This window comes from Rhodobacteraceae bacterium M382, assembly GCA_025141015.1.
Classification (GTDB): domain Bacteria; phylum Pseudomonadota; class Alphaproteobacteria; order Rhodobacterales; family Rhodobacteraceae; genus Aliisedimentitalea; species Aliisedimentitalea scapharcae.
In genome coordinates this window covers 54,959-70,813 of the sequence record CP081100.1, presented here as the reverse complement: position 1 = coordinate 70,813, position 15,855 = coordinate 54,959, and the positions used below count along the sequence as shown (strand labels likewise).

Here is a 15,855-nt window from a genome sequence, read left to right as displayed (position 1 = left end):
GGGAGGAACAAGACATGAAAAAATACACATCTGGCCTGCAAATCGGCCGCCGCGGGTTCCTGACGGGCTCGGCTGCGGTATTGGGCTTGTCGCAATTGCCGCGCCCGGCAGTTGCCGCGCCTACCAAGGGCGGAACATTCCGTGTCTCGGTCAACCAAGGTGGAACCAGCGACACTCTGAACCCCGCCGAAGCCAGCGGTTCACAGCAGATCATGGTGGGTTGGGCACTGCGCAACAACCTCACGGAAATCGGGTCAGACAACAAGTTGAAGCCTGAGTTGGCCACCAACTGGTCGTCTGATGATGCGCAAACTTGGGTATTCAAACTGCGCCAAGGCGTGACCTTCCATAATGGAAAGACCCTGGGTACCGAGGACGTTATCGCCTCGCTGAACCTGCACCGTGGCGAGGATTCAACGTCAGGCGCAAAGTCTCTGTTGGCAGGTGTTGCTGACATCACAGCCGAGGGCAGCGACGGGATCAAAATTACCCTGTCTGCCCCAAATGCCGACTTCCCCTTCATCTTGTCAGATTACCACTTCCAGATCATGCCGGTTGGCGATGATGGAGAATTGGATCTGTCAGGCACAGGTACCGGCGGTTACACTCTGGAAAGCTGGAAACCCGGTGTAAAAACCGTTTTGAAACGCAATCCAAACTACTGGAAAGAGGGCGCGGCAAACTTTGACACTGTCGAATTGCTGCTGATCTCGGATTCTGGTGCGGCCACAACAGCGCTGGTCACCGGCGAAATCGACGCAGTTCAATCTGCGGAATACAAGACATTGGGCTTGTTGGGCCGCGACAAAAACGTTGCCATTGAATCGATCTCGGGCGGGTTCCACCCAACCTTTGCAATGCAAAGCTCTCAGGCACCGTTTAACGACAACAACGTGCGTCTTGCGCTGAAGTACGGGGTGGACCGTGAAGCCTTGGTGAAGAAGGTGTTGCGCGGGCATGGAACCGTGGCCAACGACCACCCGGTTGCACCTTCGATGCCTTACTTCGACGCATCGCTGGAACAACGCGCTTATGATCCGGACAAAGCCAAATTCCACCTCAAAGAAGCTGGCCTGGACAGTCTCAGCGTATCGCTAAGTGTATCAGATTCATTGTTCGCTGGCGCGGTCGATTCCGTCACGCTGTTCCGTGAACACGCGGCCCCCGGTGGCATCGATGTACAGGTCGCACGCGAACCCGGTGATGGCTACTGGTCCGACGTCTGGATGAAGAAACCCTTCTTTACCAGCTCGTGGGGCGCGCGCCCGGTGCCGGACATGATTTTCGCCACAGCCTATTCCAAGGGTGGCGACTGGAACGAAAGTGAATTCAGCAACGATACGTTCCAGCAGCTGATGCTGGCAGCCCGCTCTGAACTGGATGAAGCCAAACGGGGTCAGATGTACGGCGACATGCAGGCAATTCTGAAAGATGAGGGCGGGTCGGTGATCCCGTTCTTCCGTAACTTTGTCTATGCCCGTCGCGCTGATGTGAGCCATTCCGAAGACGTGGCCTCCAATTGGGCTTTGGATGGTTACAAGGCCATCGAACGCTGGTGGAAAGTCTAAGTCTTTCAGAAAAAATCTGTTGGTGGGGCCCATTGGCCCCGCCATTTCTCACATTCAAGGGTTCCGATAATCCGGCATGCAACACCTTCTCAGGCTTTTCGTTCAACGACTGGCGCTTGGACTGTTGACACTGTTCGCAGTGTCTCTCGTCATTTTTCTGTCCATCGAGTTACTACCCGGCGACGTGGCCCAACAAGTTCTCGGGCAATCCGCAACACCGGAAAACCTCGCAGCGTTCCGACGTGAGTTGGGGCTAGATCTGCCTGCTCACACCCGTTATCTGGATTGGCTTGGTGGGTTTCTGCAGGGGGATTTGGGGACTTCGCTGATTTCAGGTATCCCGATTTCCGACCTGATTTCCGAGCGGCTGTATAACACCTTTTTTCTCGCTGGATTCGCTGCCCTGATTTCAGTACCGCTGGCGTTGATCCTGGGTGTCGTAGCCGCATTGCACCGCGATACGCTGCTGGACAAATCCATCAACGTCGCCACGCTGACCGCCATTTCGGTGCCTGAGTTCTTTGTCGGCTATATCCTGGTCTGGATCTTTGCGGTCGAACTTTCGATGTTTCCGTCGATTGCCAACCTGTCCGAAGATGCGCCCTTTACCGATCGGATTTATCGTACGTTCCTGCCTGCATTGACTCTGACTTTGATCGTGACGGCCCATATGATGCGCATGACGCGGGCATCGCTGATCAATCTGCTGGCCTTGCCGTACGTCGAAATGGCCCAATTGAAAGGTGCCAGCCAGCGCCGCCTGATTGTGATCCACGCGCTGCCCAATGCGATTGCACCGATTGTAACCGTTATCGCCATCAACCTGGCGTATCTAATCGTCGGGGTCGTGATTGTCGAAGTGGTGTTTGTCTATCCCGGCATGGGACAGTTGCTGGTCGACAGTGTGGCCAAGCGGGACTTTACCGTGGTGCAGACTGCATGCTTGTTATTTGCCGCCACCTACATCCTGTTCAACCTGGCGTCTGATCTGATCTCGATCGCCTCGAACCCCCGTCTCTTGCACAGGAAGTGATCCGATGAACGCTGTGATGTATGAACTGCACAAGGCGCCCCTGACGGCCAAATTCGGGGTCATTGTGATCCTGATGTATATCCTTGTGGCTCTGTTTGCGCCGGTCCTCGCCCCCTTTGGCGAGAGCGAGATCGTTGGCTACGAATACGAACCCTGGTCATCGGTCAATTGGTTGGGCACTGACAGCCTGGGCCGGGATATGGCAACGCGGATGATCTATGGCGCGCGCAACACCATCGGCATTGCGCTGGTGACCACTATTATCGCCTTTGTTGTCGGCAGCGCGGCTGGCTTTTTTGCCGCCATCTTGCAGGGTTGGGTGGACCAGTTGCTGTCGCGTGCTGTCGATGTGGTGATTTCGATCCCAACACTGATTTTTGCGCTGCTGCTGCTGACCATTTTTGGTGCGTCTGTGGCCAGCTTGATCGGCGTGATTGCATTGATTTATGCCACCTTTGTCTACCGGATTGCCCGCGCGGTCGCGATGGGGATTGTGGTGATGGATTACGTCGAAGCCGCCCAGATCCGCGGCGAAGGCCTGTGGTGGATCATGCGCAAAGAGATCCTGCCAAATGCCGCTCCGCCGCTGGTCGCAGAGTTCGGGTTGCGGTTCTGTTTTGTCTTCCTGACCATCTCGGGTCTGTCGTTTCTGGGGTTGGGGATTCAACCGCCCGCCGCGGATTGGGGATCAATGGTACGAGAGAATGCATCGCTGATCACCTTTGGCGATCTGACCCCACTGATCCCAGCCGCCGCCATCGGCCTTTTGACCGTGTCGATCAATTTTATCGTGGACTGGATGCTGCACAAAGCCAGTGGACTAAAGACCTGAGGCCATGAATATGACGCAAGAAAACACACCGCTGTTGACCGTAGAGGGCCTGAAGATCGAAGGCCTGTCCGAGGACAAATGGAAACCTATCGTCAAAGGCATCGATCTGACGCTCGCCAAGGGTGAAGTTCTTGGCTTGATCGGTGAGAGTGGCGCCGGGAAATCAACTATCGGCCTGGCCGCCATGGGATATGTGCGGGATGGGTGCCGGTTCTCCGGGGGTACTGTACATTTTGACGGTGTAGAATTGACCGGCGCAGACCGTGAAACCCGCCGCAACTTGCGGTCGACCCGGATTGCCTATGTCGCACAATCAGCTGCCGCCAGTTTTAACCCGGCTTTCAAGCTGATCAACCAACATACTGAGTTCCCGGTGCGACGCGGCATTATGAACAGGGATGAGGCGCGCAAGGATGCCATTGACCTGTATGGTAAATTGCAACTGCCTAACCCAGACGAGATCGGATTTCGCTATCCGCATCAGGTGTCCGGCGGACAGCTCCAGCGGGCAATGACAGCCATGGCGATGGCTTGTCGACCTGACTTGATCATTTTTGACGAACCGACAACTGCGCTGGATGTCACCACCCAGATCGAGGTGCTGTCTGCAATCCGTGATATTGTCGATCAGTTTGGTACATCCGCGATCTACATCACTCATGATCTGGCCGTCGTGGCCCAGATGGCGGACCGGATTATGGTCCTGCGTCATGGGAACGAGGTCGAAGTTTCTGACACCAAAACCATGCTAGACGCTCCACGCGAAGAGTATACAAAGTCGCTTTGGGCTGTACGCGCGTTCAGAGCGTCGGAGAAGCCACCGATCGACACGAAAAAATCACCCGTCATAGCCCTCCGCAATGTCACGGCCCAATATCCCGGAATGTCCAGTCCGGTGCTTGACGACATCTCGATTGATTTCCACGCAGGTCGCACAGTGGCTGTTGTAGGGGAAAGCGGGTCTGGAAAATCAACCACCGCACGGTCGGTCATGGGACTGTTACCTCCGCTGAACGGGGATATCCTGTTGAATGGAGAAGCGTTGCCGCATGAGTTCCGTAAGCGGAGCAAGAAACAGCTGCAAGCAGTGCAGATGATTTATCAGATGGCCGATACTGCGCTGAACCCGAAACAGCGGATTCGTGATATCATCGGTCGCCCCATGACCTACTACAAAGGGTTGCGGGGCAAACAGTTAACCGAAGAAATCCGTGCTCTGTTGGATGCGATTGAATTGGAGCCGGACCAATATTTGAACCGGCTGCCGTCCGAGCTTTCGGGGGGACAAAAGCAGCGTATTGGAATTGCCCGAGCCTTGGCGGCTTCTCCGCAACTGGTGATCTGTGACGAGGTCACCAGCGCCTTGGATCAGCTAGTGGCCGAAGGCATTCTTCGTCTGCTGGACAAGCTCCAGAAAGAACACGACTTGGCTTATATGTTCATCACCCACGACATTTCGACGGTCCGTGCGATCGCAGACGAAGTGGTGGTGATGCAGCATGGTAAGATTGTGGAACAGGGGGCGAAAGATTCAATCTTCGCCCCGCCACACGCGCCATACACCGAACTGCTTTTGTCGTCAGTTCCGGAAATGGATCCCAATTGGTTGAACCGAACACTCGCGCAACGTGCGGCTGGTTGAATTGGAACCCGGAACAGTGACTGTTCCGGGTTTTTTTGTCAGTTCGCGAAATTTAGGATGAAAAATTTTCACAAAAGTTGGAAACTTATGAAATTGAGCTAATCAATATGCGTTCCTAAGATGCGGTAACACCAAAGGATGAGGACGCTGATGCGGCGCACCAGAACAAAGCGCGGGACCCCCCGCCAACCCCAGATTTCCGCCACACCACCAATCGGCGGTCGCTTTATGCCGCTGGGCCCGGAATCTCTGAAAAACATCACTGACACAGCATTTGAGATCCTTGAACGGATTGGCATTTCAAACGCCCCTGCTGATATTCGCGCGCTGGCGCTGGACAACGGAGCAACAGAACGCGCGGATGGGCGGTTGCTCTTTTCACGGGTTTTGGTCGAAGACATGATCGCCAAATCCTGCAAGCGGGTTGAATTGCCCGGCTTCATTCGGGACCGCGGGATCGAAGTTGGCGGCGGCCGCGTACACATCGGCACCGGCGGAGCAGCCGTTCAGGTTCTGGAATCCAGCACAGGGAAATTCCGCGACAGCAAACTGTCCGATCTCTATGACTTGATGCGCATTGTCGACACCTGCGACAACATCCATTACTCGCTGCGCCCTGTTGTAGCGCGCGACCTCGAAGACCCTCTGACGCTGGACATCAACACAGCCTTTACGGCGATGAAAGCCACTTCTAAACCCATTGGCACCAGCTTTTTCGAACCGGAGAACGTGACCCCAGTGGTCCAAATGTTTGACGAGGCTTTGGGCGGCGAAGGGGCTTTTGCCAAGCAACCGTTTTGCTTTGCTTCGATCTGTCACGTCGTCCCGCCGCTGACATTGGCGGAGGAAGCCTGTGGCGTTATGCGCGAATGCGTGCGTCTGGGGATGCCGTTGCAAATCTGCTCGGCTGCCCAAGCAGGCGCAACCAGCCCTGCCGCCCTGGCAGGTGCTTTGGCCCAAGGATTGGCCGAGTCACTGGCGGGCCTTGTGCTGGTCAACATGATGAAACCCGGTTTCCCATGCATTTTGGCGTTTCTGCCGTTCATCTCGGATTTGCGCACTGGCGCGATGACGGGTGGCTCGGGTGAGGCTGCAGTGGCCAATGCCGCAGCGGCACAATTGCTGTTGAACCTTGGCATTCCATCAACAGTTTCGGCTGGTATGACCGACGCCAAGACCGCAGACGCCCAATCAGGCTATGAAAAGGGCTATACCATCGCTTTGGCCGCCCAGGCCGGGGCGGATATGATCAATCTCAGCGTTGGGATGTTGGGCTCCATCATGGCCGCCAGCAAAGAGGCTTTGGTGATCGACGACGATATGTGCGGCGCGATCCTTCGATCTGTACGCGGGGTCGAAATGTTCGACGGTGCCATTGATCTGGATATGATTGAACAGGTCGTCACCGGCGAAGGTCACTTTCTTGGGACTGCACAAACGTTGGACTTGATGACCAAGGAATATGTTTATCCGTCCATAGGCGATCGCCAAAGCGTTAATGATTGGTTGGAAAGTGGCGCTCAGACCATCTGGGACAAAGCCATCATCCGGGCCGCCGAAATCGACGCCCTGCCCGCCCCTGACCATCTTTCTGCAGAAATCGAAGCCGCGTTGCGCGCGCGTTTGCCTATTCATCTGAAAGCCTGAACTCATGAAGACCCAAGCAAAAGTATTGATCATTGGCGGCGGCGCGGTTGGCGTGTCGACCCTGTATCATCTGGCCAAGGCGGGCGTGACCGATACGCTGCTAATCGAAAAGAACGAACTGACCTCGGGATCGACATGGCACGCGGCGGGCAACATTCCGACCTATGCCAACAGCTGGGGCGGCATGCGCGCCGGCAACTATGCCTGGCGGCTCTACAAGGATTTGGACAAAGAGGTCGATTATCCGATCACGTATCGCCACACGGGCGCATTCTGGCCCGCGCACACCCCCGAAAGGATGGATTTCTTTCGTCACCTAACAGGGATTTCCAAGGGGTTGGGCTATGAAATGGCCATGCTGTCGCCGAAGGAAATGGACGATATGCACCCCTATTTCAGTTCGGGCGATAGCATCATCGGCGGCATTTACGACCCCTACGAAGGCGATGTGGACCCCAGCCAGCTGACCCAAGCCCTAGCCAAGGGAGCACGGGATCTGGGTGCTCAGATCGCGCGTTTTACCCAAGTCACGGACATCAGCCGCCGATCCTCTGGCGAATGGCAGGTGACCACTGACAAAGGCGACGTGATCGCTGACATCGTTATCAACGCAGGCGGTTATTACGGTCGTGTTGTTGGCGAAATGGTTGGGCAAAAACTGCCTGTTGTGACGTTGGAACATCAGTATCTGGTGACCGAGGCCTTGCCGGAACTGGAGGCCAATCCAGACAACTTCCCGCTCGTGCGCGACCCGGACATCATGTATTACCTGCGCCGCGAACGGAATGGGTTGCTGTTGGGCTCCTACGGTCACGCGGGGCGCCCCGCATGGCTGGATGGAATGCCCGATTGTTTTGCCAATCAGCTTTACCCGGACAGCGTAGATGACATTGCCGAAGTTCTGGACGCGGCATTGACCCATGTGCCGATTTTGGGCGAGGCCGGTGTCGGGCGTTTCGTCAACGGCCCCATCCCATATAGTCCCGATGGCGCTCCGCTTTGTGGTCCTGCTTTTGGGTTGCCAAACTTCTATCATGCCTGCTGTTTCCCGGTCGGCATTACGCATTCTGCCGCGGCGGCCAAAACGCTCACGGAATGGATCACCGAAGGCGAAACAGAGTGGGACATGTCGATGTGGGACCCGCGTCGTTTCGACGAGAACTGGGCCACGTTCGATTATACCGCAACCCGTGCCAGCGAACTCTACGAAAACCAATACTCGATCCCCTACCCGCATCGCCTGTGGGAATCGGCGCGGCCAGTGCAAACCACGCCCCTCTACGACACGCTCAAATCCAAAGGCGCTGTGTTCGGACAGGTCGCTGGTTGGGAACGGGCGTTCTGGTTCGAAACGGACACAATCAAAAACGACGGTGCACTTAGCTTTCATCACGAGTGTTGGCATGATGCTGTGGCCGCCGAATGTCAGGCCGTACGCGACAATGTCGGTGTGATGGATCACGGTGGTTTCACCCGATACGAGGTCGAAGGACCGGGTGCGACCGATTTCCTGAATACCGTGTTCTGTGGCGCGATGCCCTCTGTGGGCCGGGTCAAACTTAGCTATATGTTGACCCCCAAGGGCAAGATCTGGTCCGAAGCCACAATTGCCCGTTTGGACGACAACAAGTACCTGCTGTGCGGGCCAACGCTGGCCGATCAACGTGACCACGATTGGATGTCCCAATTCCTGCCGGAGACCGGCGTCACCCTGCGCAGAGGCTCAGATTTCGACGCAGCTTTGATGGTCATGGGCCCCAAATCACGCGATGTTCTGCAGCCGCTTACTACCGACGATCTGTCCAAGGCAAACGCACCTTGGATGTCCGTGCGTGAGATCACCATCGCAGGCGCACCTGTCATTGCGTTGCGCGTCTCCTATGTCGGCGAGTTGGGTTGGGAATTGCACATGCGCAATGAAGACCTCGTTACTGTCTATTCGGCGATCATGGAACAAGGTGCCGACAAGGGCATGGTCGAATTCGGCTCTTATGCGTTGAACGCGATGCGTCTGGAAAAAGGCTATCACGGTTGGGGGGCTGATTTCGGCATCGAATATACCGCTTTTGATGCCAGCCTGGATCGTTTTGTCAGCAAGAAGAAAGACAGCTTTGTCGGGCGCGACGCCTTTCTTGCGCAAGCGAACCAACCCAAAGACTATCATTTCACTGCGTTCGTGTTGGACGGCCACGGCGCGGATGCGCTGTCGTCGGACCCGATCTGTCGCGATGGTACCCCTGTGGGCTATGTCAGCTCGGGCGGCACCGGGTTTCGGGTCGGCAAGCGTATTGCTCTGGGATATCTTACAGTGCCTGCGACCCCTGGCGATGTGTTCCACATCGAAATTCTGGGCCAACCTGTACGCGCCACGGTTGCCAGCTTACCGTTCTATGATCCTGAAAACGATCGGCTGAGAGGGTAACCCAATGGCAAAAACTCTTCCGACAGACGTGCAGGTCGCCATCATCGGCGGCGGTATCGTTGGCTGCGCCACCGCCTATCACCTCGCCAAGGCAGGATGGTCCGTCGCACTGTTCGAACGCAAAAAACTCACCAGCGGCACCACATGGCACGCCGCTGGATTGGTCTCTGAAACCCAAGGCGTGCCAGTCATGTCAGCGTTGGCCAAATATGGCCTTGATCTGATGGAAAGCCTTGAAGATGAAACAGGTCAAAACACCGGGTTCAAACGCAACGGATCGCTGACTGTCGCGCTGAATCATGCCCGTATGGAGGAGTTGCGCCGCAAGGTCGACTATGCCCATGGTTGCGGCATTCGCGCCGAAGAAATCAGTACAGCCGAGGCGCAAAATCGCTGGCCATTGCTGTCCACAGACGGTGCCAAAGGCGCGTTCTGGTTCCCCGGCGATGGCTATACCAACCCCATCGATACCACCATGGCATTGGCCAAAGGTGCCCGTATGAACGGTGCACAAATCTTTGAAGACACCAAGGTTGAACAGGTCGTCATCGAAGGCGGGCGTGCCGTGGGCGTGGAAACCGAAGCCGGACTGGTACGTGCTGAACATGTGGTCAATGCAACAGGCATGTGGGCCCGTGAATTCGGGCTGTCACATGGTGTGAACATCCCGCTGCACTATACCAATCACTACTACGTGGTGACTGATCCAATAGAAGGCGTCACCGGTGATCTGCCTATCCTGCGGGTGATGGATGAATACGCCTATTACAAAGAGGACGCTGGCAAGCTGTTGATCGGTTGCTCTGAACCTCATGCGACGCCATGGTTGCCGGATAATGGCCTGCCCGCGCACTTCGAATTTGACGAGCTGCCGTGTGATGAAGAACATCTTTATCCGATCCTTGAAGCCGCGATGGAACGCGTTCCAGCCTTGGCCGAATCTGGCATTCGCAAGTTCTTTAACGGACCAGAATGCTTTACTCCCGACGCCAAGCACTATCTTGGACCGATCGCGGATGTGAAGAGCCTGTGGGTGGCAGCAGGATTTAATTCTACCGGCATCCAAAACGGACCCGGCGCAGGCAAGGCGCTGGCAGAATGGATCATGTCGGGCCATATGACGATGGACCTTACCGATGTGGACTCGCGCCGCATCGTGCCAGGGTTAAACGCCCGCAGTTACACATCCGAAAAAGCCGCTGAAACGCTGAGCCATGCCTATGGCATGCATTGGCCTTATCTGCGCAAGGAACAGGCGCGTGGGCTTCGGCGCACGCCCTACTATGGCCACCTTCAGGCCGCAGGTGCGCAATTTGGCAGTGCGAACGGGTGGGAACGCCCGTTGTACTTTGGCCGCGAGATGACTGATGGGTTCGACCGTCAGCCGTGGTTCGATGACTGGCGCGATGAACACATCGCCATACGCAGTGATCTGGGTATGATCGACCTGACCTTTGGACGATTTATTGTTGATGGTACCGAGGCCGAGGCGCAGATGCAGCGCCTATGCGGGGCCAATATGGCAGTGCCTGTGGGCGCATTGATCTACACCCATATGTTCAATGAACAAGGCGGGATCGAAGCTGATATCACCGTCGCCCGCCAATCCGACACACGTTATCTGGTGATGGCATCTGCAGGCGCAGAACCACAGTGCGAAAGCTGGCTGAAATCCCAGCTGGAAGGCACTGGCGTCAGCGTCGTAAACGTCACATCCTCCGAGGCCACGCTGGCCATAATGGGGCCACGCGCCCGCGATTTTCTGAGCACGTTGACCGACGCAGACCTGTCGAACGATGCCTTTCCTTTTGCCAGTTGGCAGGCAATTCACGTGGGCCACGCACCGGTACGGGCGCAGCGGATCACCTATGTCGGTGAACTGGGCTGGGAGCTGCACGTGCCTGCGGAATTTGCTCAGCAGGTGTACGAAACTGTGATGGCCTCACCAAATTCACCTCGTCTTTGTGGTGGCATGTCCGTGGATTCCTGTCGTATCGAAAAAGGCTTCAGACATTGGGGGCACGACATCGGGCCCTTTGATGGTCCTGTTGAAAGCGGGCTCACCTTCGCGTGCGATTTTGACACCGAGTTCACTGGCAAAGCCGCGATCCAAGCCATGCGCAGTAGCGGTGCCAAGTCCCGGCTGCTGCTATTCCGGCTGGACGATCCTGAGGCGTTGATCTTTGGCAAGGAGCCAATTCTAAGGGATGGTGAAATTGTCGGGCGTATGACCTCGGCCAGCTTTGGCTGGACGGTTGGTGGAGCGGTTGGAATGGGTTACGTATCCCTGCCACAGGGAATGACCGCAAAAGACCTTGCAGCTGAATCCTATACAGTGATGGTCAACGGACGCCCTGTACCAGCTTCTGGCAGCCTGCAATCCCGTTACGATCCCAAGATGGACCGCGTCCGAATTTGAGGCGCGGCACAAGTTCTCGGTTGCGCCAATTTCCCATCGTCAGAGAATTTGGATCAGTTGGCCGCGGGAACCAAAACAGTATCGCAGCCGTGTTGATGGCCACCGTCAAAAACCGACTCAGAGCGCCGGTTTTGCTATTCGACACCGCCTGCCTGATCCTACTGGCCTGACTGGTCAGAGAACACAATGTCGCAAATATCGGAGGGCTGGCGGAATCACCCGCCTGCTCGTCAACACGCGTGCTCGCGTTCCAATGTTTCCAAAAACAGCTTGGTGATCCTGTTTGGATCCGGGTTGCGCCTGGTAATGGCTGAGAATTCGGCCCTGTAGTGCAATTGCTCGGGTAGAATGGCCCGCATCAGACCCTGAGCTTCAAAACCGCTGGCCAGATGATCAGGCAAGAAACCGATATATCGCCCGGACAGGATCAGAATGGTCAACGCATGTTCGGATTGCACCTTGGCTGACCGGCGCAATTTCAACGTCTGCCCCACCAATAGGTTCGGTGAATTGACGCTGATCCCCGCGTAGTTGGTCGCACGAACTTCGTCCAAGGCAAGGTTGGATTGGTCCCGGTCAAAAAACGGATGCAGCCGCCCGCAGTACAAAAACATGTTCTCATCATAAATCGGAACATAGCTGAGGCTAGACGAAACCCGGTGTTTGGCGATGATCCCAATGTCGATATCACCGTTGAAAACCATTGTTTCAATGACATTCGGCGGTTCGACCGAGAGATCAATTTCGACCTCGGGTGCCAGCGTGTTGAACGCGTTGATTGCTGACGCAAGCCTCGCGTCGGGATTGGATGCGCAGAGGTCAAACTGAGAGACGCGGATCGTCCCAACCAGTTCCTGTTTAATTTCGTTCACCTCGGCACGAAAACTTTGGACTGAATCCAAAAGGGTTTCCGCAGACTTCAGAACCTTTTCACCGTCTACAGTCAACGAAAACCCCGCGGGACCGCGATTGCACAGCTTCAGGTCCAGCCGGTATTCCAGGTCTGCCAAATGCTTTGATATCGTTGACTTACCGATATTTAGCTCGGTTTCAGCGGCCGACAATCCCCCACTTTCAACCACCGATCTGAAAATCCGTAACAGTTTTAGATCCGCGTCCCCGATGTTTGTAACCAGTTGTTTCTGTGCCATGACCATGTTCGCAATTTATGAAACCTTATGCGCAAAAATTTACATTCTTGAAACGTATTTCGCAAGGTAAAGCACGTCCACCGAGGCAGAATCGGACCGGCAGATGCGCAACTGGAGGGCGCGCCGGCGCGCACCTTGAGATTTCAAAAATGACAACCAGGGAGGATATCCATGTCATTTCTCAAGAAGGTCTGCACCCTGACCGCAGCCGTTTCCGTCACTGCCATGCTCGCTACCGGAGCTGCACAAGCAAAAAACTTTAAAATCGCAGTTGGTGACAGCGGCGGCTCCAGCCAGGAAGCCACGGGTTTGGGTTTCAAAGCAGCCCTCGAAGAGCTGTCCGGCGGCAAACACACGGCGACCTTGTTCCTGAACGGTCAGCTGGGTTCCGAACAGGATACCGTCAATGACGCAGCCATCGGCACGCTGGACATGTCGTTGCTGGCAATCAACAATGTTACCCCTTTCTCGCCCACGGTCGGTGTGTTTTCGCTGCCCTATGTGATCCTCAGCCTGGAAGATGCAGAAACGCTGACACAAGGCCCAATTGGTGCCGAATTGACCGAAAACACCATCAATGACGCGGGCGTCCGCATCATCGCATGGACTTACACAGGCTTCCGGGTTCTGACCAATTCGAAAAAGCCGGTTGAATCGGTGGCAGACCTGCAGGGTCTCGTGATCCGCGTTCCCAAGAACGAAATCATGATCGACACCTACAAATCCTGGGGCATCAGCCCGACCCCAATGGCGTGGTCGGAAACCTTTGCCGGCCTGCAAACCAAAGTTGTCGATGGTCAGGACAACCCCTACACCACCATCAATGCGATGAAATTCTACGAAGTTCAGAACTATGTAACTGAGATCCGTTACATCTTCTCGATCGAACCTCTCATCGTTTCCGAGCAGGTTTTCCAGGAGCTGTCTGCGGCTGACCAGGAAATCATTCTGGAAGCAGGCAAAGCTGCGACAGCGGCGTCTGCTCAGTTCCTGCGGGACAAAGAAGCTGAAATCAAAGAGCTTCTGGTCGAAAAAGGCATGACAATCTCTGTTCCTGAGAACAACGAACAGGAATTCATCGACCTGGCGACTGCAGCTGTCTGGCCCAAGTTCTACGAAAGCATCGGCGGTGTTGAAAAACTGAACGCCGTTCTGGCCGCCATTGGCCGCGACCCGGTTTCCCAGTGATCCCGAATTGAATGAAACAGGGGAGAGCCGCCGGCTCTCCCCTATCAAAGGAGGGAGGGGTAAATGTCCAAATTTTGGGGAATAATTGATAATATCGAAAGCTACATCTGCCGCACATTGTTGGCGATTTTTGTTTGCTTGCTGTTTCTCCAGGTGATCGTAAGAACGTTGTTTTCGTTCTCGTTTTCCTGGGTCGAAGAACTGTCCATCTACATGTTCGTCTGGTTCGTTTTCTTTGGCGCGAGCTATGCGGCCAAGATGGGAGCCCACAACCGTGTGACGTTCCAGTTCAAATTTCTGCCGCCGAAGGCGATCAAATACATCGAAGCTTTTGCAGATCTGTTCTGGATCTTTTTCAACGTCTATTTCGTCTATTTGTCGGTCGATTTCATCTTTAACAAGATGAACCGCTTTCAGTCGTCCCAAACCATGGGGTTCCACCTCAGCTGGGTCTATATCGTGCTGCCCATCGCTTTCACCCTGATGACCATCCGGGTGCTGCAGGTGAACTATCGCAAGATCATTCTCGACGAACAAATGGTTGATCCGGACTCCATCGATCTGGACGCCGTCAAGGCCGAAACCGACGACGCCAAGGGAGAGAAATAATGGGCTCCGAAATCATCCCACTGCTGTTTGGCGGCTTTCTGCTGCTGTTGTTCATAGGCGCCCCGATCACCGTGGCGCTGGGGGTTTCGACCCTGATCACCTTCATCTTTCTGGATGAAAACCCAATCAAATTTGTCCAGATCGCCTTTACTTCAGTTGGCTCTTTCCCGCTGATGGCGCTGCCTGCGTTCATTCTGGCCGGGGCGCTAATGGAGGCCTCGGGCCTGTCGCGCCGCCTGATCAGTGTCGCCGAAAGCTTTGCCGGGCCGTTCACCGGTGGCATGTCCGCCGCAACTGTCATGGCTTGTCTATTCTTTGGCGCGATCTCGGGCTCGGGTCCTGCGACCACGGCTGCTGTCGGGATGCTGATGATCCCGGCGATGATTGAACGTGGTTACTCGCGCGGCTATGCCTCGGCAATTACCGCCTCGTCTGGTGGTCTGGGCATTGTGATCCCGCCGTCGATCCCGTTGATCATCTTTGGCATCGCGGCATTGGGTATGCCTGCTCCGCCCGAGGCGGTTGCCGAACACGGTCAGTTCCAGACCGTTTCGATCCCCAAACTATTCATCGCCGGTTTCATGCCCGCCTTTCTGATCGCTGGCAGCCTGTTGTTCATGAATTATATCCTGTCGAAAAAGAACAACTACAGAGGCACCACCGAAGGTTGGTCTGCGCGCCAGATCTGGTGTGAATTATATCGCGGTTTCTGGGCACTGATGGCCCCGATCGTGATCCTGGGCGGTATCTATTCGGGTTTCTTCACCCCAACCGAAGCCGCAATTGTGGCGATCTTTTACACGTTGATCGTCGGGGCGCTCATCTATCGCGAACTGTCCTGGAAAAAGCTGTTCGAAGCGCTGGAAACCACGACCTGGCTGACCGGCCGTGTGCTGTTGATCATGTTCACTGCGACAGTGTTCGGGCGCCTGTTGGTCGAAAACCAGATTCCTGCCGTGATTGCCGAAGGCATGCTGTCATTCACCGACAACATCTATGTGATCTGGACACTCGTCATTTTCTTCCTGCTGTTCGTCGGCATGTTCATGGAGACCCTGGCCACCATCCTGATCCTGGTTCCCGTGATGTTGCCGGTTGCGTATAGCGTGGGCATCGACCCGATCCATTTTGGTGTGGTGATGGTCTGTACCCTGGGCATTGGTTTCCAGACACCGCCGCTGGGTGAAAACCTGTTCATCGCCTCGGGGATTTCAAAAATCTCGATCGAAGAGATCTCGCTACGGGCGTTGCCCTTTGCCTTTATCAACACGATCGCGATCTTCATCATCGCCTTCTTCCCTGAAATCTCACTCTGGCTACCGCGTGTGTTCGGTTACTAGGCCC

General features: G+C 55.5%; 11 protein-coding genes. 10 read left to right on the top strand and 1 reads right to left on the bottom strand.

The annotated features are described in order from the left end of the window. Window positions 1-14 precede the first annotated feature (14 nt). From K3727_22020 to K3727_21990, 7 genes are all read left to right on the top strand, one after another. The gene (locus tag K3727_22020; protein ID UWQ93671.1) at window positions 15-1,568 is read left to right on the top strand and encodes an ABC transporter substrate-binding protein; all 1,554 of its coding nucleotides are present in this window, start codon (window positions 15-17) and stop codon (window positions 1,566-1,568) included. Between the two features lie 76 nt (window positions 1,569-1,644). Beyond that, window positions 1,645-2,601, top strand: a complete 957-nt coding sequence (locus tag K3727_22015; protein UWQ93670.1) for an ABC transporter permease — start codon at window positions 1,645-1,647, stop codon at window positions 2,599-2,601. A gap of 4 nt (window positions 2,602-2,605) precedes the next feature. Continuing rightward, entirely contained in the window at window positions 2,606-3,433 is an 828-nt protein-coding gene (locus tag K3727_22010) for an ABC transporter permease (protein ID UWQ93669.1), read from the top strand. A 10-nt stretch (window positions 3,434-3,443) separates the two neighbouring features. Next, window positions 3,444-5,075 (top strand): ABC transporter ATP-binding protein, encoded by a 1,632-nt coding sequence (locus K3727_22005; protein UWQ93690.1) that lies wholly within the window; start codon window positions 3,444-3,446, stop codon window positions 5,073-5,075. A gap of 150 nt (window positions 5,076-5,225) precedes the next feature. Further along, on the top strand, window positions 5,226-6,722 hold the full coding sequence (locus tag K3727_22000; protein ID UWQ93668.1) for a trimethylamine methyltransferase family protein: 1,497 nt from the start codon (window positions 5,226-5,228) through the stop codon (window positions 6,720-6,722). Window positions 6,723-6,726: 4 nt separating this feature from the next. Then, window positions 6,727-9,144, top strand: coding sequence for an FAD-dependent oxidoreductase (locus K3727_21995; GenBank protein ID UWQ93667.1), 2,418 nt, complete (start codon window positions 6,727-6,729; stop codon window positions 9,142-9,144). A 4-nt stretch (window positions 9,145-9,148) separates the two neighbouring features. Further along, complete coding sequence (locus tag K3727_21990) at window positions 9,149-11,563, top strand: FAD-dependent oxidoreductase (GenBank protein UWQ93666.1); 2,415 nt, start codon at window positions 9,149-9,151, stop codon at window positions 11,561-11,563. 230 nt (window positions 11,564-11,793) lie between these two features. On the opposite strand, the gene K3727_21985 is transcribed toward K3727_21990, so the two are convergent. Next, window positions 11,794-12,714 (bottom strand): LysR family transcriptional regulator, encoded by a 921-nt coding sequence (locus K3727_21985; protein ID UWQ93665.1) that lies wholly within the window; start codon window positions 12,712-12,714, stop codon window positions 11,794-11,796. A 171-nt stretch (window positions 12,715-12,885) separates the two neighbouring features. On the opposite strand from K3727_21985, the gene K3727_21980 reads away from it, so the two are divergent. The 3 genes from K3727_21980 to K3727_21970 all read left to right on the top strand — a co-directional run bounded on the left by K3727_21980 (window position 12,886) and on the right by K3727_21970 (window position 15,851). Beyond that, on the top strand, window positions 12,886-13,902 hold the full coding sequence (locus K3727_21980) for a TRAP transporter substrate-binding protein (protein UWQ93664.1): 1,017 nt from the start codon (window positions 12,886-12,888) through the stop codon (window positions 13,900-13,902). A gap of 63 nt (window positions 13,903-13,965) precedes the next feature. Continuing rightward, the gene (locus tag K3727_21975) at window positions 13,966-14,511 is read left to right on the top strand and encodes a TRAP transporter small permease (GenBank protein ID UWQ93663.1); all 546 of its coding nucleotides are present in this window, start codon (window positions 13,966-13,968) and stop codon (window positions 14,509-14,511) included. Further along, window positions 14,511-15,851 (top strand): TRAP transporter large permease, encoded by a 1,341-nt coding sequence (locus K3727_21970; protein UWQ93662.1) that lies wholly within the window; start codon window positions 14,511-14,513, stop codon window positions 15,849-15,851. The genes K3727_21975 and K3727_21970 overlap by 1 nt, the downstream gene beginning before the upstream one ends. Window positions 15,852-15,855 lie beyond the last annotated feature (4 nt).

What these genes read in the sequence shown, in the direction of transcription:
- K3727_22020 (UWQ93671.1), top strand. Translation starts at nt 15, where the DNA reads ATGAAAAAATACACATCTGGCCTGCAAATCGGCCGCCGCGGGTTCCTG.
- K3727_22015 (UWQ93670.1), top strand. Translation starts at nt 1,645, where the DNA reads ATGCAACACCTTCTCAGGCTTTTCGTTCAACGACTGGCGCTTGGACTG.
- K3727_22010 (UWQ93669.1), top strand. Translation starts at nt 2,606, where the DNA reads ATGAACGCTGTGATGTATGAACTGCACAAGGCGCCCCTGACGGCCAAA.
- K3727_21980 (UWQ93664.1), top strand. Translation starts at nt 12,886, where the DNA reads ATGTCATTTCTCAAGAAGGTCTGCACCCTGACCGCAGCCGTTTCCGTC.
- K3727_22005 (UWQ93690.1), top strand. Translation starts at nt 3,444, where the DNA reads ATGACGCAAGAAAACACACCGCTGTTGACCGTAGAGGGCCTGAAGATC.
- K3727_21995 (UWQ93667.1), top strand. Translation starts at nt 6,727, where the DNA reads ATGAAGACCCAAGCAAAAGTATTGATCATTGGCGGCGGCGCGGTTGGC.
- K3727_21970 (UWQ93662.1), top strand. Translation starts at nt 14,511, where the DNA reads ATGGGCTCCGAAATCATCCCACTGCTGTTTGGCGGCTTTCTGCTGCTG.
- K3727_22000 (UWQ93668.1), top strand. Translation starts at nt 5,226, where the DNA reads ATGCGGCGCACCAGAACAAAGCGCGGGACCCCCCGCCAACCCCAGATT.
- K3727_21985 (UWQ93665.1), bottom strand. Translation starts at nt 12,714, where the DNA reads ATGGCACAGAAACAACTGGTTACAAACATCGGGGACGCGGATCTAAAA.
- K3727_21975 (UWQ93663.1), top strand. Translation starts at nt 13,966, where the DNA reads ATGTCCAAATTTTGGGGAATAATTGATAATATCGAAAGCTACATCTGC.
- K3727_21990 (UWQ93666.1), top strand. Translation starts at nt 9,149, where the DNA reads ATGGCAAAAACTCTTCCGACAGACGTGCAGGTCGCCATCATCGGCGGC.